This is a genomic window from Streptomyces sp. NBC_01498, from assembly GCF_036327775.1.
Taxonomy (GTDB): Bacteria; Actinomycetota; Actinomycetes; order Streptomycetales; family Streptomycetaceae; genus Streptomyces.
Genome location: NZ_CP109598.1, coordinates 2,343,150 through 2,366,581 on the forward strand (window position 1 = coordinate 2,343,150; position 23,432 = coordinate 2,366,581).

General features: G+C 63.2%; 18 protein-coding genes. 8 read left to right on the plus strand and 10 right to left on the minus strand.

Features of this window, described 5'->3' with window-relative positions:
• Positions 1-55: 55 nt before the first annotated feature.
• Positions 56-1,177 (minus strand): tyrosine-type recombinase/integrase, encoded by a 1,122-nt coding sequence (locus OG875_RS09670; RefSeq protein ID WP_330173812.1) that lies wholly within the window; start codon positions 1,175-1,177, stop codon positions 56-58.
• An 802-nt stretch (positions 1,178-1,979) separates the two neighbouring features.
• The gene (locus OG875_RS09675; protein WP_330177965.1) at positions 1,980-2,102 is read right to left on the minus strand and encodes a hypothetical protein; all 123 of its coding nucleotides are present in this window, start codon (positions 2,100-2,102) and stop codon (positions 1,980-1,982) included.
• Between OG875_RS09675 and OG875_RS09680 the strand changes: the two genes are divergently transcribed.
• The 6 genes from OG875_RS09680 (at position 2,061) to OG875_RS09705 (ending at position 10,253) form a co-directional block, all read left to right on the plus strand.
• On the plus strand, positions 2,061-2,942 hold the full coding sequence (locus OG875_RS09680; protein ID WP_330177680.1) for an IS5 family transposase: 882 nt from the start codon (positions 2,061-2,063) through the stop codon (positions 2,940-2,942). The genes OG875_RS09675 and OG875_RS09680 overlap by 42 nt on opposite strands.
• Positions 2,943-3,472: 530 nt before the next feature.
• On the plus strand, positions 3,473-5,323 hold the full coding sequence (locus OG875_RS09685; RefSeq protein ID WP_330173813.1) for a hypothetical protein: 1,851 nt from the start codon (positions 3,473-3,475) through the stop codon (positions 5,321-5,323).
• A gap of 32 nt (positions 5,324-5,355) precedes the next feature.
• Positions 5,356-7,473, plus strand: coding sequence for a DEAD/DEAH box helicase family protein (locus tag OG875_RS09690; RefSeq protein ID WP_330173814.1), 2,118 nt, complete (start codon positions 5,356-5,358; stop codon positions 7,471-7,473).
• A gap of 58 nt (positions 7,474-7,531) precedes the next feature.
• A complete protein-coding gene (locus tag OG875_RS09695) occupies positions 7,532-7,717 on the plus strand; it encodes a hypothetical protein (RefSeq protein WP_330173815.1) in 186 nt (61 codons plus the stop codon).
• Positions 7,714-9,780: an AAA family ATPase gene (locus tag OG875_RS09700; protein WP_330173816.1), complete on the plus strand. Its 2,067-nt coding sequence runs from the start codon at positions 7,714-7,716 to the stop codon at positions 9,778-9,780. The genes OG875_RS09695 and OG875_RS09700 overlap by 4 nt, the downstream gene beginning before the upstream one ends.
• The gene (locus OG875_RS09705; protein ID WP_330173817.1) at positions 9,780-10,253 is read left to right on the plus strand and encodes a DNA phosphorothioation-associated protein 4; all 474 of its coding nucleotides are present in this window, start codon (positions 9,780-9,782) and stop codon (positions 10,251-10,253) included. Before OG875_RS09700 ends, OG875_RS09705 begins: the two co-directional genes overlap by 1 nt.
• A gap of 81 nt (positions 10,254-10,334) precedes the next feature.
• On the opposite strand, the gene OG875_RS09710 is transcribed toward OG875_RS09705, so the two are convergent.
• From OG875_RS09710 to dndB, 5 genes are all read right to left on the minus strand, one after another.
• Complete coding sequence (locus tag OG875_RS09710; RefSeq protein WP_330173818.1) at positions 10,335-12,050, minus strand: DUF262 domain-containing protein; 1,716 nt, start codon at positions 12,048-12,050, stop codon at positions 10,335-10,337.
• A gap of 139 nt (positions 12,051-12,189) precedes the next feature.
• Positions 12,190-12,570, minus strand: coding sequence for a DNA sulfur modification protein DndE (gene dndE / locus OG875_RS09715; protein ID WP_330173819.1), 381 nt, complete (start codon positions 12,568-12,570; stop codon positions 12,190-12,192).
• The gene (gene dndD / locus OG875_RS09720; RefSeq protein ID WP_330173820.1) at positions 12,560-14,587 is read right to left on the minus strand and encodes a DNA sulfur modification protein DndD; all 2,028 of its coding nucleotides are present in this window, start codon (positions 14,585-14,587) and stop codon (positions 12,560-12,562) included. The genes dndE and dndD overlap by 11 nt, the downstream gene beginning before the upstream one ends.
• Positions 14,574-16,172 carry a DNA phosphorothioation system sulfurtransferase DndC gene (dndC, locus tag OG875_RS09725; RefSeq protein ID WP_330173821.1) on the minus strand — a complete coding sequence of 533 codons (1,599 nt, stop codon included), beginning with the start codon at positions 16,170-16,172 and terminating at the stop codon, positions 14,574-14,576. Before dndC ends, dndD begins: the two co-directional genes overlap by 14 nt.
• Complete coding sequence (gene dndB / locus OG875_RS09730) at positions 16,169-17,308, minus strand: DNA sulfur modification protein DndB (RefSeq protein WP_330173822.1); 1,140 nt, start codon at positions 17,306-17,308, stop codon at positions 16,169-16,171. Before dndB ends, dndC begins: the two co-directional genes overlap by 4 nt.
• Before the next feature lie 249 nt (positions 17,309-17,557).
• Here dndB and dndA point away from each other — a divergent pair, with 249 nt between their 5' ends.
• Positions 17,558-18,724: a cysteine desulfurase DndA gene (gene dndA / locus OG875_RS09735; RefSeq protein ID WP_330173823.1), complete on the plus strand. Its 1,167-nt coding sequence runs from the start codon at positions 17,558-17,560 to the stop codon at positions 18,722-18,724.
• A gap of 20 nt (positions 18,725-18,744) precedes the next feature.
• On the opposite strand, the gene OG875_RS09740 is transcribed toward dndA, so the two are convergent.
• Together OG875_RS09740 and ychF are read right to left on the minus strand one after the other, a co-directional pair.
• Complete coding sequence (locus OG875_RS09740; RefSeq protein ID WP_330173824.1) at positions 18,745-20,181, minus strand: DNA phosphorothioation-associated putative methyltransferase; 1,437 nt, start codon at positions 20,179-20,181, stop codon at positions 18,745-18,747.
• A 275-nt stretch (positions 20,182-20,456) separates the two neighbouring features.
• Positions 20,457-21,545, minus strand: coding sequence for a redox-regulated ATPase YchF (gene ychF / locus OG875_RS09745; protein ID WP_330173825.1), 1,089 nt, complete (start codon positions 21,543-21,545; stop codon positions 20,457-20,459).
• A 264-nt stretch (positions 21,546-21,809) separates the two neighbouring features.
• Here ychF and OG875_RS09750 point away from each other — a divergent pair, with 264 nt between their 5' ends.
• Positions 21,810-22,439: a DUF6542 domain-containing protein gene (locus OG875_RS09750; RefSeq protein ID WP_330173826.1), complete on the plus strand. Its 630-nt coding sequence runs from the start codon at positions 21,810-21,812 to the stop codon at positions 22,437-22,439.
• A gap of 244 nt (positions 22,440-22,683) precedes the next feature.
• On the opposite strand, the gene ppgK is transcribed toward OG875_RS09750, so the two are convergent.
• Positions 22,684-23,421: a polyphosphate--glucose phosphotransferase gene (gene ppgK / locus OG875_RS09755; RefSeq protein WP_330173827.1), complete on the minus strand. Its 738-nt coding sequence runs from the start codon at positions 23,419-23,421 to the stop codon at positions 22,684-22,686.
• Positions 23,422-23,432 lie beyond the last annotated feature (11 nt).

A 23,432-nucleotide genomic window follows, 5' to 3' on the forward strand; every position in this document is an offset into this window, starting at 1 on the left:
CCTCCAAGTTGCAGGAGGGTGGAGTCCTCGTCAGGCCCCGCCCTGACCTCGCGACCTACAGTTTCTCGCCCGCCTGATGCAATTCCTGAGAGTTCCCGTAGATGTCGATCGTGGTCTTGACCGACCGGTGGCCCAACCAGCGCGAAACCTCGTGGATTGGAACACCGTTAGCCAAGGCAGTCGAGGCGAAGAAGTGTCGCAGGCTATGCGGCGTGTACTTCGCCGTGCCGTCCACATCGAGCAGGCCGACCGACGCGCACGCCTTCTTGAAGTGGTAGCCGTAGGTGGAGGCGGTCGGCATCACACCCTTGCCACGCTGACGCGGCGCGAAGAAGACCTCAAGGCACCGCCGTTTACCCTTCCGCCCGATGAAGGCCACGGGCAGCGGCTTCCACCTCGCGAGGTGAGAGTCAATCTCCTGCTCGATGAAAGGGGCAGCCGGAACGTCGCGATACTCGCCCTCCACTCGGTTCTTCGGGGGAACGAAGGCCGTCCGGCAGTCCTCTCGGTTGGCCTTTGAGCTGACCTGCCAACGGATTCTGACGGAGCCGGGCCGTCGGCATTCGGTTGAGAAGGCCAGAGCCTCGCCGGGCCGTTGGCCGGTTCCGGACTGAAGGTAGACGGTGGGCCGGTACTGCGGCGCGATGTGCGCTGCGATGAGGTCGACCTCGGCCGGAGTCGGGATTTCGTCCTCGTCCACTGCCGACGCATCCCGCCGAGTCACCCTGATGCCCCGCGCGGGATTGTCCGGGATGCGTTTGTCGACGACGGCCGCCTCCAGCACGGCGGCCACCATCACCATGCGGGCATTGACCGTGGCAGCAGCCAGCCCCGCACCGGATCCGTGGATGTCCTTGGCGAACTTCTCAAAGTGCCGTCGTGCCAGCCCTGCCAGGGGCTTGTTCCCCAGGTGTGGCACGAGATGGTTGCGGACGAACCCTTCGTAGTTGCGGCGGGTCGACTCCCCGATGACTCGCCGCTCAAGCCACCCCTGGACCCATACCGACAGGGGAAGGGCACCGCGCCGCGGGATCGAAGCCGATACGCGCCTTCTTGTCGCTCTCGACGCCAGCGGCGAAGGCGTCCGCACCGTCCAGGCCAATCCTCCGCGGAAACGACTTCTCCCGCTGCCGCCCTCTTCGGCCACCCGCCTCCAGGTACCGAACGGTCCACCCATGGGCGCACCTTGGGCGGTCACAGGGATAGTTCCGATCCTTAGCGTCCTGCTTACACCGCTGAAAGACGCTCGCCATCCAATACCCCGATCTGCAGCTGGATCCGGCCCCTCAAATCGTTGCCATCTCCTCACACGTGGACAAGACTTACGTCGCTAATCCGACCTTCTTGGTGAACTTCGAGCCTTCGTCTATTGGGTGAGCGGCCGACGATCCCGATTGAGCTGCGCTTCTGGACGGCAGGGCAGTGTGTTTTCTAGTGCTCGGATGCAGAAGACGTCACTCGCTGGACCGTCACCAACGGGGTCGAAGTCGTCGTTCGCGGCCGGTACAACCTCGCCCCGATCACCGGCTATGACGTCCAGATCTCCGTCGACGACGCCTACCTGCGCGTCATTCCCGGACACCGCCGGATCCTCCTTCCACCGAACCCGACCTCCTGAGCCGAAACCCAGTAGGACGTGACAGTTGAGTCCCGCGCCCTCTCCTCCGGATCCAAGACGGCGATCCTCCGCGAGGACGCCCCCCGCATCGTCGTCACCAACGGCCACCAGGACGATCCGGTCCAGGTCTGGACGATGGGTGCCGCGGTCGCCATGCCGGCCCTCAACGTCCCCGACATCCACATCACCGACAAGGTCTTCCGGTGTCGGCCGCCCCCGAACCTTCGTCATCGCGGCCTTCATCACCGGCTCGAATGCGCCAGACCCTCCTCCTCAAGCCAGACACGGAGATCACGGACTCAGCCCTGGCCGCCTAGATCACCCACCCCGGCGCCTAGGGCTTGTCCGGTCGATCATGTGACTAGTTCATGTCCGGGTCGTTGATGTGGACATGGGCCGGGGTGATCTGAGTGATGCCGAGTGGGAACGGCTGCGGCCGTTCCTGCCGGTCGGCAACGGGCGTTGTGGCAGGTGGCAGGATCATCGGCAGGTGATCGACGGGATTCTGCACCGGGTCCGGACCGGTGTTCAGTGGCGTGACCTGCCCGAACGGTTCGGCCCGTGGAAGACCGTCTACGAACGGCACCGGCTGTGGTCGGGTGACGGGACGTGGGAGCGTCTGCTCCAGCAGGTCCAGGCCGCCGCCGATGCGGCGGGTGAGATCGACTGGGACATCTCGGTCGACTCCACCGTCGTGCGGGCGCATCAGCACGCGGCCGGCGCCCGCACCGACCCCGCCTCCCGCGCCCGCCTCAAAGGGGGGCGAAGGTCCAGAACACCAGGGCGAAACCGCGTGGCAGAGTCTGTACGCCCGCCTGGTGGAGGTGGTGCGGGAGGTGAGGGCCTGGGGCGCTCCCGCGGCGGGTTCACCACCAAGCTCCACCTGAGCGCGGACGGTTACTGCCGCCCGCTGTCCCTGATCGTCACCCCAGGTCAGCGGGGAGACTGCACCCAGTTCAAGGTGGTCCTGGAGAAGATCCGCGTCCCGAAGCCCGGCCCGGGAAGGCCCCGCAGGAAGCCGGAAAGCGTCGCGGCCGACAAGGCGTACAGCAACAGGCCGTGCCGCGAGTACCTGCGGCGCCGGGGCATCCGGCACACGATCCCGGAGAAGACCGACAGCCAGGCCGCCCGCCTACGCAAAGGGTCACGCGGCGGACGGCCACCGGGCTTCGACGAAGAGCGGTACAAGAAACGCAACACCGTCGAACGGGCCATCAACCTGCTGAAGCAGCACCGGGCAGTAGCCACTCGCTACGACAAACGCCGTTACGTCTACCTCGGCACCGCAACCGCCGCCGCCCTCACCATCTGGCTCCGAACATGATCGCCCGGACAACACCTAATAGCCGGAGCCCCCGCGGGCCACTCCGCCGCACACCGCCAGACCCAGAGACATCGACATGACCTCACCGACCCAGACCACGCGTACCTGATTTGAGCTCGGCCCCACCAACCACAACGACCTCGAAGCCCGATACGCCCGCCTCGGTAACCTCCCGGCCGTCGTCATGGAAGTCCTCCGCGAACGCAAGGCCACACTCATCGCGGACCTCTGACCGTCACTGTTCGGGGGCGACGGTGAACAGCACGGAACGCGAGAAGGCAACTGGACGGCAGATCGCGGCCATGCAAGATCAACGGACTCAAGGCGCTTCTATGGCACCCCCTGTACCGTTGATACGACCGCGCTGTCGCTGAGGTGCTGGGAGGGAACTTAGACTCAGTGCAGGGGGGTACGCGGGGCAGAACGTAGTGACATCTTCAGAGGGTGGCCTCAGTTGTTCCCCGCCGCACGCTGTGGGTGGCTGCCTCGGTATAGAGATCATCGGACTCACATCGATCTTTCTGAGGGCCATGAACACAATCTGCAGCTGGTACGAGGAGCTCAGCAGCCTCAGCCGGGACATCGTCTTGCAGCTTCTCTGTGCAGTTGCTCCAGTGCCACTGGAGCAACTGGCCCAAAAGCATGGCATCTCCTCTGAGGCGATACAGCAGCGCCGGAGCTATCTCTGTTACAGCTTCAACCAGTGCGTGGCCGACAGTTCGGTTCCGCGTGGCTGGATAGCCCAAGTTGAACTTGAGCTGCAGAAGCCGCATGTCATCAGCGGGCTCCTGCACCGCTACCCCTGGCTCGGCGAGAGCGTCGGAGGTGGACTGACGGTCCTGCGTCTCCTCACAGGCATGTACTGGCACGATGCGACCACGAGCACGAGCGGACAGTGGATCTACGGCTCCGATCTGCGCGAATGCGAGGATGCGACCGTACAGGCGCTTGATCTCAGCCTTGACGAAGTCATCAGCCTGTCGACGGCGGCTCGCCTCCTCCAGACGAGCGCGGTGCCAGTGCCTGAGCACCTTGATGACCTGGGTAATTGGCTGGGCTACTGCGGGTTCGAGAGCAATGGCCATCAGCTCTCGTGGTCCCTTCAGGAACCCGAGGTCACGGCCACTCCGACCGTCGAAGCGACTGAGGACCTGTCTCAGCTCATGCAGCGTCTCACCACACTTCTCCAAGTAAATGGAAATCCCGTTGCGAACGTAACCCTCGGTGAAGTTATACAGAAGGCAGGGATGTATGGCGGTGAGCTGGGTGAGGTGGTTTGCCGGCTTCGGGATTCGACGTTTCTGGGGGGTGGAATGTGGGTCATTCCCGACAAGACATCCACAAAGAGGCCCTGTGAGGCCAATGCAGCGGATGAGGATCTACGCCCAGCTCCCGTTGCAGAATCTGCCTTGATCGCAATTTCCGGAACGAGTGGATCCACTACGCCTATTGCGGAGAGTGACGACTCTCCCGTTTCTGGCCATCCAGACAACTCAGCGGGGCGCGAGCAGGCGGATGCAGGAGATCCGGCCCGAGAGACGCCGCTGGGTGACGTTGGAGAGTACCCGTCCCCCGCCGACCGGATCGCAGGCTTGCTCGAAGGTAGGCCCGAAGGGTTGAGTAGTTCACTCATTAAGGAAGCCCTTGGTGCGGCGGTTTCCCAAGAGCAGGTGGTGAAGGCGCTCTTCGGGGAGGACCGCTTCGCTATCACGCATCAGGGGTCCTGGTACCTACAGAACACAACTGGGGCGGCTTCCCCAACTGCCGAGGTCCCAGAACAACCCCTCTTCACCATCACTGAAGTCGTCGCCGACGCTGACTCCTCGGCGAGTGGAGCTCCCACTACCTCTGCTAGAGCAGGGGCGTGCGGTCCAGCACAGCGTGGGAACGAGAGGCTCGACAAGATCGAGGCTGTGCTTCGCGAGGTAGACCGCCCACTGAGCATCGATGAGCTGAAGGCGCAGACTGGGGTCACGCTCGGCAACCACTATCTGAGGCAGCAGATCGAGGCGGATCCGCGCTTCAATCGGAGCCAGAAGACGATGTGGGCTCTGGTCGAGTGGGGTATGCCTGTCTACAAGCCGATCAAGGAGTTGGTCTCGGACTTGGTCGACGCCCACGGCGGTGCGGTCGCTGCCGACGAGGTCATCCGGCTTCTCCGGCGTGACTTTGAGATCAAGGAGTCGAGCCTGCGGCAGACCATGTCCTCCCCTCCTTTCGCTACGCGCGGGGGAACGGTCCGTCGCCTCGGGGAGGGCTTCCGTGAGAGCGAGGTGTCTATCCCGGCTAGCCGACCTGCGGCGACCGCCGAGGAATCCGGACGCCCGGTCGATGAAGCGCCTGACGTAGACGACCTCATGGGCAAGATGGGATTGACCTGATGGCTGGGGAACATCGACTGCGTGGGTGCAACATGGAGTCTGACTACAGAAGCGATCGCAGTCACCTGGTCGAAGATTTCTATCTGCCCGCTCTCGCGGCCTCCACCACGTACGACCGGGCCGTGGGCTACTTCGCAGCCTCAGTGATTGCCACGCTCGGCCAGGGCGTCGACGACTTCACCGAGCGCGGCGGCACCATGCGAATCATTGCGTCTCCTTACCTTGAGCCGGCGGACATCAAGGACATCGAAGAGGGGTACGAGCTGCGCGAAGTCCTTCACCGAGCCGCTCTGCGCGACCTTGAGCAGGCGGTGGAAGACCAGCGTGCTGCGCGAGGACTCGGCAAGCTTGGGCGTCTGGTCGCCGAGGGGCGGGTCGATTTCAAGCTGGCGTATGTCGAAGAGCGTGGTCGTGTTGGGATGTACCACGAGAAGATCGGTGTCTTCCGGGACGGTCACGACATCGTCGCCTTCAAGGGGAGCGCGAACGAGACCCGATCAGGCCTCATCGGCAACTTCGAAGCAATCGAGGTATACCGCAGCTGGGATCCTCGGGACACCGATCGTGCTGCGCGGATAAGTAAAGACTTCGAAGACCTGTGGCACGACCGGACTCCGACGCTGCGCGTCGTGTCGTTCACCGAGGCAGCCAAGGTGGTTGTCGAGCGCAGTGCAATGGCGACAGCTGGTCGCTACGAGCTGGACGATCTTCCGACTAGCGGGGTGCCCATCGTGACGTCTCCGCAATCGCCGGCCGGAGCGCTCGTGATCCCGCAGAGCCTGGCAGTGCGCGATTACCAGAAAGAAGCTGTGCAGAACTGGTTCCGCAATCATGGTCGCGGCATCTTGCGCATGGCCACTGGCACAGGGAAGACCCTGACCGCTCTCTCTGCAGCAGCTCAACTCGGATCGTTCTTGCGTAAGAACGATGACAACGCTTCGCTGCTCGTCATCGTCGTGGCCCCGTTCCAGCACCTGGTCGATCAGTGGGCCAAGGACATCGAATGGTTCGGTGTGACCCCGCTTCGCGCGTACGAGTCGTCCACCAAGTGGTCCCCACGTGCCCATGCTCTCCTGCAGAACCTTGGTCTGGGAGGTATGAGCGGCGGAGTCATTGTGACCACCAACGCCACCTTCGGCGGCGACACTTTCCAGAACTTGCTTGATGCTTACAGGGGCCAACTTCTCGTTATCGCGGACGAGGCACACAATCTCGGCGCTCGGCATCTTCGCACTCAGCTGCCCGAGAAGGCCCAGTACCGACTCGGCCTGTCAGCGACGCCGGAACGCTGGTTCGACGATGAGGGAACCGACGCCCTCACTCACTACTTCGGCAAGATCGTCTTCGAGATGGGCATTGGAGAGGCCATCGGTCGCGGAGCTCTGTGTCGCTACACCTATACGCCTGTTCTTGTAGAGCTGGACGACGAAGAAGCCGAACTCTATGCCGAGACCAGCGCAAAGATCGCCCGACTTATCGCGTCCGGTACGGATTTGAGGGAGACGGCCGACCGAGATAGCCCGCTCGGCCGGCTCCTGAAGAAGCGTGCGGACATTATTGGCCACGCCCGGGGCAAGCTGCAGGTCCTGCGTACGGAGCTTGAGAAGCGCCGGGAGACCAGCCATCAGTTGATCTACTGTGCGGAGGGCAAGCACCCGCTCCTCTACGAGCAGGGCATCGAAGGGCCGCGTCAGATCGACCAGGTGATGGACATGGTGGGCAACGAAATTCATTTGGCTGCCGCCCGCTATACCTCCGAAACGAAACGACCCGCGCGGCAGGACATTCTGCGCCGCTTTGAAGGCAACGAGCTACAAATCATCTCGTCCATGCGCTGCCTGGATGAGGGTGTGGACGTGCCCGCGTCGCGCACCGCTTACCTCATGGCGAGTTCGTCCAATCCCCGCCAGTTCATCCAGCGCCGCGGCCGTGTACTACGGAAGGCACCTGGGAAGGACCGGGCGGACATCATCGACTTTGTCGTCGTACCGCCTGCGGGAGGCGACGCGATTCAGTACGAGACCGAGCGCAGCTTGCTCCGCCGTGAGTTCGCTCGCGTCGAAGAGTTCGCCTACCTCGCCGAGAACGAAGCGGTCACCCTCGACGTCCTACGACCTGTACGCGAGCGCTACGGCCTGTTCGACACCTAAGACCTCACGCCAAGCCCCCTCGTCTATCCCGCATCTCGACTTGAATCAGGAGTAACCCGTGAGCGACGAAACAGCCGGCCCTCCCTCCGCGCGAACAGTGCGTGAGGTGCTGAAAGAGCTGTCGCCGGCTGCTAGGAACCTCGTTCAGAAGGTCATCGACCTCGAAAACGAGAACATCCACATCAGGGAATCGACGAAGGTGGTTCCCAGCATTGTGGATGCCGTGAGGGAGTTGACCAAGTGAAGCTGCTCAAGCTGACCCTCAGGGACTTCCGCGCCTTCTACGGTGAGCAGGTCCTCGACCTCTCTGTCAGAGAGGACAAGCCGGCCGTTCTCATCTTCGGTAACAACGGCGCGGGCAAGACCACGTTGCTCAACGCATTCGGATGGGTGCTGTACGACACCTTCTCGGACGACGTCGAACAGCAACACCGGCTGATCCATGACAAGAAGTGGGAAGAGACCCCCTTTGGGGAGGAAGCGACGACCTGGGTCCGACTCGACTTCGAGCACGAGGGCATCCGCTTCTCCGTGAGTCGGAGCGTTACCGTCAACAAGCAGACGGACGAACAGCAGAAGGTTAGCCCGTCTCTGACAGTCACCGAGGTCGGGCCCGACGGCGAAGCCAAGTCTGTGCCGAATGGCCAGGACCGGATCGAGAAGATCCTTCCCAAGGGGCTGCGGCAGTTCTTCTTCTTCAACGGCGAGCGCATGGAGAAAATGTTCTCCGGCGACGATAACAACGAAAACGAAGGGGTCAAGAAGGCCATCAAGACGCTCCTCAATTTGGAGGCCATTGAGCGGGCCATCGACGATCTCCCCAAGGCTTCTCGTCAGCTTGCCCGTGCGATCGACTCCAAGGGCGATACTCGGCTGAAACAGCTCACGGATCGCCAGGAGGAACTGGCGGGACAGGCGAAGGTGGAGGAAGAGGATAAGCTCCGCCATTCCGCAGCAATCAGTGCCTTTCAGAAGGAAATTGAGTCGATTGGCCGCGCTCTGCGTCAAAACGAGCAGGCCGAGCCGCTACAGAAAGAGCGTGAGCGACTCACTCGCCGTATCAACCAGGAGAAGGAACGCCTTGCGGACCATAAGAGCCGCAAGCGTGAACTGCTTTCCAAACATGGTTTCCTGGCCCTCACCGGCGGGCTCGACGACAAGGTCGTCGAACTTGCGGACCGCATGCGTGAGCGCAGGCAGCTGCCAGCCGGCATCCAACGCAGCTTCATTGAGGACATTCTCGAAGAACAGCTGTGCATGTGTGGCCGCACCGTTGAGGAGGGGACTCCTGAGTACGAGGAGATCACCAAGCGGAAGTACAACGCTGGTCTTGAGGATGTACAGCATCGTTGGATGCACGTCAGCGGCGAGATGCGCAGCATGAGCGACAAGCGACAGGAACTCCTAGACCAATTTACCCTGAACGCTTCTGACATTCAGAACGCGGACGCTGCCATCAGCCAGCTGGAAGCGGAGCGGTCAGACGTGGACCGTCAGCTGGACGGCGTGAACATTCAGGACGTGAAACGCCTGGTCGAGCGCCGCAAGGAGTATGGCGAGAAGGAGACCGAGGCCCGTGTTGCGCACAGGGAATCCGAGAACCGTATGGCCTTGATCGAGCAGGAATTGGCGAGCGTTGCTCGCCAATACAAGTCTGCGGTGGCCAAGAATGAGGAGTCTCGCAGGATTCAGACTCAGGTCGGTTTGGTCGAGTCGGTTCGAAACGCGCTGATCGAGATTCTGGCGATCAAGACAGAAGAGGTCCGGGATCAGCTCGACAAGAAGGTTAAGGAAGTCTTCTCCCGTATCTTCATCAAGAGTTACATCCCCGAACTCAATGATTCCTTCGAGTTGGAGTTGCGCGCGCCGAGCGGTGTGGCCATCCGCTCCACCGGCGAGAACCAGATTCTCGGGCTGAGTTTCGTAGGAGCCGTTTCCGAAGTGGCCCGGAGTATCAATGCCCGAAAGAGTCATGCAGATGAGGCGACGATTGAAAGCAGTGGAAGTGGCGTCTACCCAGTTGTGATGGATGCACCCTTCGGGAGCCTTGATCTCACCTATCAGGAAGAGATCTCGAAGGCGCTTCCGGCCTTGACGTCGCAGATCGTTACTCTGCTGTCGCAGTCACAGGCTCGTGGCCACGTCATGGAGAACCTACAGCATGCGGCCAACCGGATGTATGTGCTGCGAACCTTCACGCCGAACAGGGCGGCTGAAGAAGAGACCATGGAGATTAACAACCGTGCAGTGCCGTACGTTTCCTACGGCGAATTCGAGCACACTGTCCTGGAGGAGGTGACCGTCTGATGGCTACCACGGATCGTTTCCGCCGCCCGCACTCCTACGAACCCCTGCTGGAAAAGCTCGCAGACAAGAAGACCGGACCATTCGCGACCATGGTCGAAGCGATGATGTTCGCCGCAGTGCTTGGGCGCCGCAAGGGTGAGCGCGTCGCGTTCGAGAAGTCCGACGAACCGATTCGTCTGGCACTGATGGAGGGCCGACTCTACGGTGACGTCCTTCTCGACATGCTCGCAGCAGTAGAGCATGAGGACGACCCAAAGATCCTCGGGAATGACCGGCAGGATGAGCGAGTCCTGATCTTCGAGGAGTATGCGAACGGTGGCCTTGCGCACCTACAGACGCTGATAAGCCGTCAGCCGCACCAGGATCTCGAGGTCATCATTTCTAACTTGGTCCTCGAGGGGCTCCGGAACTCTCCAGAGGAGAAGAAGGACGACGTCGGCGAGATCTTGGCCAGCGCCTCCCTAGACTGGTAACTAGGCTGATTCGAAGGTGGTGCCGTTCTGTGTGTACCGGCGCCACCTTTGACCTTGAGGGCGAAGGTCCGGCTGAGCGCGTTAACGTGGCCAGGTTCGGACTGCTAGGCCAGCCAGTATTTCCTGCCTGGACTGGATAGCTTCCGGCGTCCACGCGGGACACTCGCCGACCATCTTCGTCAGCGCAAACTGAGAGGCTTTAAACACCTCGGCTTTATTCTTGAATGGCTTATTTCCGATATGTGAATTAACGCTGGCCTGCAGAAGGACCATGTTGCCGATGCGGTAGATCCACTTGTCCGCATCCTCCTGAGTTCCACTTACTGCGATGAACTCCGACCAATCGCCGACGACCGCGCTCTGAGGGTACACGTGTTCGAGATTGACCTCAGCCGGGTTGTCGTTCGGGATGAACTCGGGCTCGGCCTCGTTTTTGTGCGTTCTCTCCAGCGCACCCAGGAAGTACCGGGCGTTCTTGTTCGCTTCATTGCGTCCGACGGTATGCAGGGCAAACTGAGCTTTGAAGTCGATGTCGGAAGCAATGAGTTCGTTCACGCGGGCGCGGATCTCGGAGATGTTCGCGATGGTCCCCTTACGGATATCTACCGCGATCTGGGAGTAGACGTCCTCATAGCGCCCTCGGTTGATTGTTCCCATGACCATGCCGCGTACGGACCAGCTGATCAGAGCCTTGAGCAACTTCTCGATCTGGCCAGCTGGGAGGTGCTCGACTGCGGCGAGGAGGAGAATCTTGTTCGGGACTAGATTGAACAGCACCAGAGTGTTGAGGGCCGGCTTTCGACCAGGGCACTTGTCGAGCCAGAGCTCGTGGTTCGGGTCGGACAGCGCGGCGTAGATGCGGGCACCTGTCAGAAGCTGTTGGGAGAACGACAGAGCGTCCTGGCTCTGGACCACCTCCTTCCGCATCTTGGCGTACAGGTCGCGTTCGGTGACCTTTCCTTCCCGTGAACTCCAGTAGTGGCGCAGGAACTTGGTGAACTTGTCGTCGGCGGTAGCCAATGACAGGGCGCCGATGCTCTTGTGCCAGTTGTTCCGCACCGAGTCCAGATGCATCTTGGCTGCCCCGAAGAGATGGTTCTTCAGAAGGTCCGCCGTCGTCAGGTCGGCGCCCCGGTTGTTGAGCGTCTCGAAGATTACGTACGCATCGGCCTCGGAGGGGGTCTCTACGACAGCGAGCTGGGCCCGGTGCTGGATGTACTTGACCCACTTCTTGAGCTCATTCGTGGCCGACTCGCCGTGCAAACTGGCGAGCTCCTTGAGCCGCGCGCAGAAGTAGCGGTACGCCTTGAAGATGTCGGAGTCGTTACGCTTTGGGGCCGCGAGCGGCAACCCACTCCTGGTGACGATCCCGTGGTACGGGGGATGATCTTCCTCGTTGAGCTTGAGATGCGGCTCCGTATCTTCGGCATCCCATGCCTGGCTGGCCAGGAAGTCGTCCTCGATCCGTCGAGCCTGGGTGTGGCCGAGGCCCTCCAGGGTCTCCCGGATGGCTGCAATCAACAAAGAAGAGGTGACGAGGCGCTGCTGCCCATCGATGATCTTTTTACGGTCGTCAGGTCCATCCTGCGTCAGGACGATGGTCCCGAGGAAGTAGTCCTCATCGGCCCCCGTCTCGATCGCGCGGCTCAGGTCGGTCCAGTAGTCCCGCACCTCCTGGTCCACCTTCCAGCAGTACGAGCGCTGGAACTGAGGGACTACTAGCCGGTTGTTGCGGAGGATCTCCCCAATGCCGAGGAGGTTGAGCTGGAGAGAGGTGCTGCCGTGACCCGATGCCATGAGGGACATCCTAGGTCGCGACCAGTTAAGTGATCTATCAAAGCTGAAGGATTGTCACCGCAGGGTTGTAACTGCGGAAAACCGAGCGGGCCAGCCATTCGTGAAAGGTGGCGGGCCCACTCGGCAGGCGGAGTTGTCGTTAGGCAGCTGCGACGGAACCGATCAGCCCCTCGACCGTCGTCATCTCCTTGTGCGCACCGAGATACCCGATCCCCCGAGCAAGGTGGACCGTGAGGGTCTTGGAGACGTTCTCGTCCGTCGGCTCCAGTCCGTCAGCGACGCAGCGTTGCTTCAGCAGCGCGAGGTAGAGGTCCCCGTGCTGGCCGGCGAAGGTCTTCCAGGACATCTCGACGTTGGAGTCGGTGACGACTTCCTTGACCAGCGGGGTGGAGGCATCTGCCAGGGAGAGGGCGAGGGCCCAGCGGCACAGGACGTTCCACTGGGTGATGCCGGTGGTGTGCTTGAGGCGCGATAGACGGTCCTTGCTCGGGGTAGCGAGGCGGATGTTCTCAAGCGACATTCTGGGCTCCTACGTTCCACCAGTAGCCCTCGACGACGCTGGTGGTGAAGTTCGAGTCGTCGTGGACCAGGGTGTACGTGTGGGCGACGGAGTTCTTCAGGCGGCCCAGCAGGTACTCATCGATCTCCTCGTCCGTGGAGAGAAGGAGAACCTGTTCGCTGGCGTGCGGGAAGTAACGGTCGACCAGGTGCTCCCGGTGACGGCTGTCGAGGCGGCCGAGAGGCGTGTCGATGACGCTAGGCAGGCGGTTGCCGGCCACCTTCATCACTCCCCACAGGAGGGACACGGCCAGGAGCTGTCGCTCGCCAGCGCTGAGCCGCCCGGGGTCGAGGGCTTCGCCTTCTCCGTCGGACAGAGTGAGCGTGAACTTGTCGGTATCGATCCTCAGATCATGGACCAGACCCTGTTTCCGCATGAGCTCCTTGAAGCTCTGCAGGACGGCGACTTCCAGGCGGTTGATGTGGCGCTGGAGAAGAGCCTCTCCGAAGCGTTCCAGAGTGCTGCGGGCCTTCTCCGAGTACTTGATGATTCGCTCGACCTCTTCGGCCTTGACCTTGGCCTGAACGAAGCTCTTGTGAGCTCGTTCCAGAGCGGCCGTGACGTTTTCTCGTCGTCGCTTCAGCTCAAGGATCCGCTGGTCGTCGCGGGCGATACTCTCCTGAATCCGGACGACCTTCTGAATCTGCTCGTCCCGGGCGTCCTGGAGAGCCTCCACCTTGCTCTGCTCAGGGACGCCGGCCAGCTGGCGGTCCAGCTGGTCCACCTCTTCGGAGGCGGCGGCAGCCTGTTCCAGGAGTTGTGCTGCTCTGGCCTTATCGCGGACCAGGCCCTCATCTAGTACGGAGATCTGCGCCAGCGCGTCGTGAGGCAGGCCAAGGTTGACCTTCAGCGCAGTGGACTTCGAGCGCTTCGCCCTGTCTTGGTCCAGCTTCTCCGTCACTTCGTTGCGGACGCTCTCAGGCAGGAGCTTGAGTAGCCACTCATCGCGTTCGGTGAGGACATCAAGCACCTGCCCGGCCGCTGCCGCAGAGTGTTCATGTTTGGCCTGCTTACGGAGCTCCTTGAGCTGCGTTCCCATGAGGAGGAAGGGAAGTGGGCCAGCTGCCAACTGGACCAGCGAGATACGTAGGTCGGCCAGTTGGCCAGCTGCCTGCTTGCGTTCGGCGTCCAGCTCAACGCGGCGCTCGAAGAGCCCGCCTCCCTCCTTCTTGAACTCATCCTCGAGGGAGCCGAGGTCACGTTCAGCCTTGCGAAGGGTCTTCGCGCGATCGGCACGTTCTTGCGCTGCAACATCCAACTTCTCCTGAACAGAAGCAAGCTCTTGTTCCTGAGCGTGGATGTTGTCCATCAGATGTTGCTCTTCGTCGGAGAGCTTCTGACGGCGCTGGAGCGCGAGGAGATCGGTGCGAAGTTGCTCCACCGTGCTTACACCGAGCAGCGAGTGGACAGCCGACTCGATCACGGTCGCCGCGCGCTCGGGATCGGCAAGCGACTCGATCTTCTCCCCGTCGAAGAAGGACAGAGACGCGACTTCCAGCGGGAGCAGGTCCTCGACATGGTCAGCCCACCCCTGGCTGAGATGCCGGCTGTACTTGAGCCCGGGCTGTGCACGGCGTGTGGCCTGGCCCTTGTCGCCGTAGTTCTCGTCCACTTGGACGTTGAGGAACTCCTTCAAGGACTTGCCGCTGGTGTGCCAGCTCCGGTCGACCTTGTAGTAGTGCTCCTTGGCATCCACCGTGACGGTGAACTCCAAGGTGATCGACGCGCCGCGGGTCGGGTCGTGCTGCCGGTTGATGCTCTCGCGGAGGAAAGTCTCGTACGACTTGTTACCGCGACTGCTGCAGCGGGCTCGAGGGCCATAGAGCACGAGCTGGATGGCGTCGAGGAGGGTCGTCTTGCCGCAGCCGTTGAGACCGCCGATCAGGATGATCGGCTTGTTCTTCTTCACGGTGAGGTCAAGGGACTGCTTACCTCGGTACGCCCCGAACTCTTCGAGGGTGATCTTACGCAGGAGCATCGGTGCCGGTCTCTTCGTCGAAAGTCAGGGTGGTCTCTGCGTCTTTGCGCCACTGCTTCTTGCGCTGAGCGAATGCGAACGCGTCGTCGCGGTCTTCGTAGAAGCCCTTCTGGACGGCCGATTCGAGAGCCTGGAAGAGGCCGGAGCGCCGGGACATGGTCCGATACTTGCGCTCGACGGAGAGCAACTCACGCACCATGTCGTAGTGCAGTTCGTCGCCCTCGCAGACCTCCTTGAGGAGCTCCATCTCGTCGGCGCCCATCACGAGCTGTTCATCGAGGGCGCCGCCGGGGAAGTCCTCGCCCGTTGCCTCCTTGTAGATCCTCGGCACGGTGTCTTCGACCTCGTGCTTGTCGAAGACCCAGATACGGCGGATCTCGTGGAGTTCGGCAGGAGTGATCAGCTCGATGTTGCGAACATGCTCGGGAGCATGGGCCCTGATCCAGGTCTGGGCGTCGAGGAGGTCCTTGAGCCACTTCTCCCGGAAGTTCTGGAGGTACGGGCCGTGGACGACTACGTCTTCACCGTCGCTGCGACGGGTGAAGAGGTTTACCTGGCCGTTCATCCGGCGGAAGTCGCGGGCCGGACGGTCGGGGCGGGCATGGGGCAGCTTTTTGACCGGGTTGTAGTCGGGGTCGTCCTTGTCCTCGACGAATCCGAAGGGGGAGTCGAGCTTGTCCCGCAGGTCCAGGAGTGGCTGCATCCACTCCTTCTCTTCGTCGTTGCTGATCATGGCTGTCATGGACTTGTCCTGCTCGACCAGGGTGCAGGTCCAGCAGCCGAAGCGGCTGGAGCCGCAGGACGGCGTGGTCGAGTCCACGACCAGCGGGCACTCACCGTCTTCCGAAGCGCCCTGGTACATGGTCAACAGGTCGTGATTGTTGTAGCCCCAGGGATTGGGCTTCTGCATCAGGTATTCCCAGACGTCGTCGTTGGTCCAGTCCTCGACGGGGCTGTAGACGAGCGAGTTGGGAAGATTCGCGTTGGGGGAGAGACGGTCACGGACGCGCCGCTTCTCGTGCTTCTCCATCGCACGAGCGCGGGCCTGGCTCTCCGTCTTCCGAATACCGAGGACCATGATGGCCTCGCCGTGGGCCGCCACGACGTTGCGGATGAAGGAGTTCGACGGTTTGATCTTGAGTCGCTCGGTGCACCAGCGGAACTTCGGACGCGGTGCCGGGTAGCCGCGGCCGATGAGGTTGACCCAGAAGGTGTCCTTGATCTCCGGGGTCAGCTTGTGCGGCTCAACAGGGAGACCCTGCTCAGTAGCGGCCTTCTCCATAGTTTCCAGCGACGTGGTGACCCAGGCGGCCACTACAGGGTTCTCGACCAGGGTGTCCGTGCTGATGACGTGAACTGTCTTGATCCGCTTCTCGGCCGGAAGTTCCTTGAGAGCAGTCCAGACCAGCTGGAGGACTGCAGTGGAGTCCTTGCCACCGCTGTAACCGATGACCCAAGGAACCTCGTCTGCAGTATACAGCTCGCGGATCTCCTCGGTCAGCTTGGTGGTGACCTCGTCGAGGGACCGCCCGTCGAACGGCAGTCGGCGAACGGCGGGGATACCAAGAGGTAGCGGAGTGCTCATGCTTCGCCTCGCAGATAGGCGTCTTCCACACGCTGTTCCTCTGGGCTGAGGTCCAGGTCCAGGTGGGTACGCAGGTAGTTCACGGTCAGGGTTACGTTCTGGTGGCTCTTGGAGACGCGGCCTCCCACGATCGCGCGTCCTTCCCAGTGGGGATTGACCCGGGTCCAGTTCACAGTCTTCAACGGTGCCAGTTGCTTCTTCCACTTGGACGGTGCGGTGGACTCTCGGAACAGGGAGTTCCCGATACGGCCCAAGGCGTGGAGCGCGATGCCGTGGCTGTGAATGAAGTCTCGGCGCATCTCCGTCGCGGAGAGTTCTTTGGCACGGACCTGCGCCCACTCCGGGAGCGACTTGTCGATCGCCTCCCAGTACGACTGCGCGAGATCGGTGGCCTTGTCGCCCTCGATCTCCAGCCCCTGCAACAGGGCTTGGGTTCCGAAGTAGAGCGCGCTGAGCGTGAACATCTTCCGGGACCGAGGCGAGAGGTTGCTCTTCTCCATCTCGACGTAACCCTTGAAGGTGGTCGACTGGCTGATCATCGAGCGGACCACCACGGACGACGTGTCCCGATGGTCGTAGAGGACGCCAATGGAGCGCGCCGGTCGCACCGCATGCCGGTTGAGGTCGGCGAACATCTGCTGGCAGCGGGCAAGCCCGGCGTCCTGAAAGAAGACGACGGCGATTGTTTCCTCGCCCAGATCGGGGTTCTCCCTGAGTGCGAGCTCGATGGCGGCACGACGGTGCTGACCGTCGTTGATCAAGAACCGAGCGTCCATGGGGATCCGGAGCTGCCCTGTCCGGAAGCCGATGCCGTCAGGGCTGTGGCTCTCGAAATCCATGTCTCCATCGACGGAGGCAGTGAGGGCGCTGAAGATGTAGTCGTCCGGGTTGTCCAGAATGTACTTGGACAGGGCGGGGAGGCGTCCCTTATTGAGGATGCGCTGGGCGCGCAGCTCGGGGGACAACTCTTCCTCGTCGAAGATGAAGATCTTGGGGATCAGGCGTAGCGGGCACATCGAGACATAGAACTCGCGACCAGCCTGGATGCCTCGAATTGCCGGGAAGGTGTACTCGAACCCGGTAGATGTGCGTGGGGTGACGACTCGGGTCGTAGGTGCCACGGCTTCGTTCTCCACTTCGGCAACTTTAACGTACTCGCGGTCGCTGGTGTCCCTCGGTCGATGTATCAAGACATCCTCCTGCGTGCGTAGGGCGCAGTAGGAGCAGTGGAGGCGATCAGCGGGATGGGTGTGCCCGTCTTGATGCATTGCCACCCGCGGGGATGACGTGAGCTGCTTTTGTTGCTGACATACAGGGTGACGTCCTGCTGTGTGTTAGCAGGTAAGCGTGTACGTTAACGGATTGACGTACATGGCAACAGATGGATGACCAAGAAGTGGGTGGCTGATTTGGTGGCGTACCTTGATGTGGCAGCAACAACACGTGTCGACCCCCGGGTCGCTGACGTGGTGCTCCACTGGATGACCGAAGACTTCGGGAACGCCGGCAGTCGCACTCATGAATACGGAACCAGGGCAAAGAGGGCGGTCAAGGAGGCGCGAGCGTTCCTGGCAGGAACGGTCGGAGCCAAGGTTGAAGAGGTCATCTTCACTAGCGGAGCCACTGAGTCCAACAACATCGCGCTCCTGGGCATCGCCCCGTACGGCCAGAAGCGTCAGCGCCGCCACATCATCACGTCCGCCATCGAGCACAAGGCAGTCGTTGAGCCCCTGCTGCATCTTCAGAGCAAGGGGTTCGAGGTCGACTTCCTGGAGCCTGGCCCTTCGGGCCGGATCACCACGGAGGCCGTGCTGGAGAAGCTACGTCCGGACACCCTCCTGGTCTCGCTGATGCACGTGAACAACGAGACCGGCGTCATCCAGCCGGTAGCTGAGCTCGCAGAGAAGCTGCGGGAGACGCCGACGTACTTCCATGTGGATGCTGCCCAGGGATACGGGAAGCTTCCCGAGGATCTGAAGGCCCCCATCGACTTGATCAGCATCAGCGGCCACAAGGTAGGGGCACCGAAGGGCGTGGGAGCGCTGGTAACGCGGCGGCGTGGCTGGGACAAGGTGCCGCTGGAACCGATCATGTTTGGGGGCGGGCAGGAGCGGAAGCTTCGTCCGGGGACGTTGCCTGTGCCGCTGATTATGGGGTTCTACGAGGCCGCCAAGGTTTTCCAGGAGAGACGGGGGAACTGGGAGCGGGAGGCGCGCGACATGCGCGAGCGCATCCTGACGGCGCTCGGCAAGACGCGGTTCAAGGTCAACGGCGATGCGGATCACTCGGTACCGCACATCTTGAACGTGACCTTCGATGGCCTGAACGCGGAAGCGCTGATCGTGAGGCTGAAGAGCCAGGTCGCGGTCGCCACCGGATCGGCGTGCACCAGCGCTTCGTACACGCCAAGTCACGTCCTGACCGCGATGGGGCTTCCTGAGGACGTCGCCGCGAACGGGCTGCGCTTCTCCTGGTTCCCCAGTCAGGTTCTCGACTTCGATCCGGAGGAGCTTGCGGAGACCGTCGCACGGATGCAGCCGGACGCCTCCTGAAGGAGGTGCGCGTCCCGAGATCAGTCGACTGCGCGGCGCACCAGTCGGTGGCCGCGCAGTTCACGCCCGCAGCGGATAAGCTCGGCTTCCCAGCCGTGCACGGTGCCGATGAGGTGAGGGTGCTCGTAAAGGCCAGCCTTGATCTCCGAGTCGGTGAGACGGCGGTACTTCTGGGAGTCCGGGTCATCGGGCGCCAAGAACTCCTGCTTCCTGTGGAGCAGAGGACGATTGGTGGAGTTGGCGTAGGAGATGTGTGAGGTCTCGAGCGTCTTCAGGTCTACGAGGTACGACGACGCGATCCGTGGGTGAGGATCCGTGTCGAACTCTGGGTAGTCGAGCCAGCTCACTGCGCGCCCCTGGTGCTTGAGCTTGGCGACGGCCCACTGTTGCGGGCGGCCGGCGGCGATCGATGCGCAGTGCTCGTACAGACGCAGGATGGTCGGCATTCGATCGACCGCGCGGCGGTGCACGTAGAGCGCGGTCTGAGTGAGCTTGCCGACGGCGGATGCGTGCATCGCGCTGCGCACGTAGCCGTCGTCTCGGAGTTTCAGGAGGAGACGGTCCGCCCGTTGGCACGCCTCCTTGTACGAGGAGAAAAATGCGCGGACGTCGAGCTGGACGCTGAGCGGCAAGTTGCTGAAAGGGCCGCGGCCGTTGAAGAGCTCGACGGCCAGGAAGAGCAGGGTGTTGAGGGTGGTGCGCTTGCCGCCCTCGTTGATCTTGTCTGCGTCGGCGGAATCACGGGTGACGCGCTTGAGGTCGCCGGGCTTGAGGTGAGCGAGTAGCTCTGCCACGGGGCGTGGCATCTCCTCGACGCGGGGTGGTCGGCCGCGACGCTCGACGTAGTCGATGAGTGACGCGATGGCCGTGGTGGTGTCCTCGGAGGTGAGCCATTCAGCGTCCGGCACGATGCGGTGGGCGAGGTAGCTCAGGCGAGCACTGTCGTTTTTGAACGCGTAAACGATGCCGGGGGCCGCGGAGACGCAGCGTGTACCCGTGGTCTCCTCGACGTAATTGCGGATCTCGCTGGAGCCGAAGAGGTGCTGGAAGGTGCGGCGGCTGGTGAGTAGGCCGTCCCCGAACTCCTCACCGCGGACCTTGGACTTCTCCCACGAGAGGCGAGTGGAGACGATCAGGACAGCGGTCGCCAGTTCCCAGGCGCGTAGCAGTGTCTGGCGGCGCTCCTCCGGATCCTCGATGACGTTGAGCACGTAGGTGAGCAGGACGACGTCGGATGGAACGGTGGGTGAGTCAGGGCTGTAGTACGGGTCCCAGCCAGTGATGCGACAGTCGAGCCGTTTCAGTGATCTGACGTCTCCGCCGCGCCCGCATCCGTAGTCAAGGACTGTTCGGTCCGGAGCGAGTTGTCTGTCCGCCAGGGCTTGGCGGGCAGGGACGGAAAGGGCGGCTCGGCCGATCGCTGTGCGGCGGCGGTCGCTGTTCCAAGACTCCTGCATCGCGCCTCGCTGGGGTGTCTGTGGTGAGTGCAGGGTATGCAGCGGGCCGTTGGCCTGTCCGTGGGATCCGGAAGTCTGTGAGGAGGAGCGCGGATGTTGCCTGCGAATAAACCTGCAGCAGACCCCGGCCGCGCTCTGGTGGGAAGGGTTAGGCAGGAGCCGCTCGTATACCGGTCTCAGTGGCTACCGATGCGGTGTCAACAGAGAAGGGCTCGCCTTCGGAGGCGAGCCCTTCTCAAGTTTCCGATGAGCTCAGAAAAGAGAGTATTGACTTTCTATGTGTTGAAGCGGAACTCCACCACGTCCCCGTCCTGCATCACGTAGTCCTTGCCCTCCATGCGCGCCTTGCCCTTGGCGCGGGATTCGGCCACCGAGCCCGCCTCCACCAGGTCCGCGAAGGAGATCACCTCGGCCTTGATGAAGCCCTTCTGGAAGTCGGTGTGGATCACGCCCGCCGCCTCCGGAGCCGTCGCGCCCTTCTTGATCGTCCAGGCGCGGGTCTCCTTCGGGCCCGCCGTCAGGTACGTCTGGAGGCCGAGGGTCGCGAAGCCGACGCGGCCCAGAGTGGCCAGGCCCGGCTCCTCCTGGCCCATGGACTGGAGCAGTTCCAGGGCCTCGTCGTCGTCCAGTTCGATGAGCTCCGACTCGATCTTGGCGTTCAGGAAGATGGCCTCGGCCGGGGCGACCAGGGCGCGCTGTTCGTTCTTGAAGTCCTCGTCGACCAGTTCGTCCTCGTCGACGTTGAAGACGTAGAGGAACGGCTTGGTGGTGAGCAGGTGCAGTTCATGGAGGAGCCTGCCCTTCTCGGTGCCCGCCGAGATGCCCGCCGCGAAGAGTGTCGTGCCCGCTTCGAGGATCTTCTGGGCCTCCTCGACCGCCGCGAGGACGGCGACCTTCTCCTTCTGGAGGCGGGACTCCTTCGTCAGCCTCGGGACCGCCTTCTCGACCGACTGGAGGTCCGCGAGAATCAGTTCGGTGTTGATCGTCTCGATGTCGTCCTTGGGCGAGACCTTGCCGTCGACATGGACGACGTTCTCGTCCTTGAAAGCCCTGATGACCTGGCAGATCGCGTCGGACTCACGGATGTTCGCGAGGAACTTGTTGCCCAGGCCCTCACCCTCCGACGCGCCCCGCACGATGCCCGCGATGTCGACGAAGTCGACCGTCGCGGGCAGGATCCGCTGCGAGTCGAAGATCTTGGCGAGCACCGCGAGGCGCGGGTCGGGGACGCCGACGACGCCGACGTTGGGCTCGATCGTGGCGAACGGGTAGTTGGCCGCCAGCACGTCGTTCTTGGTCAGGGCGTTGAACAGGGTCGACTTGCCGACATTCGGCAGACCGACGATTCCGATCGTGAGCGACACGTTGGCGACTTCCTGGAGTGAGGACTGGTCGGGCCTGTACGGCCGGATGGCCGACCCGGCCCGGACGGGGGCCGATCCCCCAGTTTACGGGCGGGCCGTCCCGGCACCGGACGGCAGTCGGTACGGCGTACGGCCGCATCGCGCGGCGCCCCCGCGCCGCCCGTGGGCCCGACACGCCGCGTGCCCGTCGAACGCCACGCCAAGGTGGCCCCAAGGGCGTGTCCATCGCCTGATTCCGGTACCTCCGCGACCTAGGTTGGTCCGGTGGAGCAGCACAGGACACGTCCCCCCCAGCGCCGGCCACGTCCGCCGCAGAGCCCTCTCCGTCCGCGCGGCGGTGTCGCCGAGGCCGCCGCGCCCCGCGTTCCCGCCCCGGCCGCGCGCCGGGTGCCGCCCGTCGTACGCACCCTGCGCAGACTCCCGAGTCCCCGGCTGACCGGGCTCGGCGCCGGGCTCTTCGCCGCCGCCACGATGTTCGGGATCGGCTGTCTGGACGAGTGGCTGTTCGACGGAGAGCCCCTGGTGTACGGGGCGCTCTTCCTGCCGGTCAGCGCCCTGACGGCGCTCTGGGTGCGCGGCGCCGATCTGGTGACCGCCCCGATCGGGGTGCCGATCGCCTTCGCGTTCGGCACGATCCCGATCTCCGGCGGGGAGGGTGGTTTCGGCGGGCAGACGATGGCTGTCGTGACGGCTCTCGCCGTGCAGGCGGGCTGGCTGTACGGCGGCACGCTCGTCGCCGGTGTCATCGCCTCCGTACGGAAGATCCGTCAGATGGGACGACGGCAGCACGCCCGGGACCTGGCCGTGCGTGCCCAGGGCGGACCGGGGACGGGCGCGGGGGTGGGAGCCGGGGCCGCCACGAAGGCGGGCGGCGCCGTCGTCAGGCGGGGGTAGGGGACGCGGCGGGCGCCGGACAAGTGGCCGTGCGGTGCGGACCTCGGACGCCGGACCGTGCGGTGCGGACCTCGGACGCCGGACCGTGCGGTGCGGACCTCGGACGCCGGACAGGTGGCCGGTGGCCGGTGCCGGCCGGATCGCCGTAGCCGTAGCCGTAGCCGTAGCCGTAGCCGTGAGTACACACACCGCGCGCGGATCGCGGGCGCCGGACTCGTCGTCCGGTGCCCGCGATCCGTGTGACTCAGCGTTCGGCCGCCATCATCGCCGCCCCCACGATGCCCGCGTTGTTCTGGAGTTCCGCCGGGACGATCTCCGCCTTGATGTCCTCGATCAGCGGAATGAACTTGTCCGCCTTGCGGCTGACCCCGCCGCCGATGATGAACAGCTCCGGCGAGAACAGCATCTCCAGATGCGCCAGATACTTCTGCACCCGGTGTGCCCAGTGGTGCCAGCTGAGGTCGTGGTCCTCCTTGGCCTTGGTCGACGCGTGCTTCTCCGCGTCGTGGCCGTTCAGTTCCAGGTGGCCCAGCTCGGTGTTCGGGACGAGATGGCCGTCGATGAAGAGCGCGCTGCCGATCCCCGTACCGAAGGTCAGCAGGAAGACCGTGCCGTGCCGGCCCTTGCCCGCGCCGAAGGTCATCTCGGCGACGCCCGCCGCGTCCCCGTCGTTGAGGATCGTGACGGGCAGATTCAGCCGGTCGCCGAGCAGTTTGCCCGCGTCGAGGTCGATCCAGTTCTTGTCGACGTTGGCGGCGGTGCGTACGACCGGCCCCGTGACCACACCGGGGAAGGTGATGCCCACCGGACCGGTCCAGCCGAAGTGGCCGACCACCTCGGCGACGCAACCGGCCACGTCGTCAGGCGTGGCCGGTTGCGGGGTGAGCACTTTGTGTCGCGGCTCTGCCAGTTCGCCGCGCTCCAGGTCCACGGGCGCGCCCTTGATGCCCGAGCCGCCGATGTCCACTCCGAAGACGTTCATGGACGCAACGT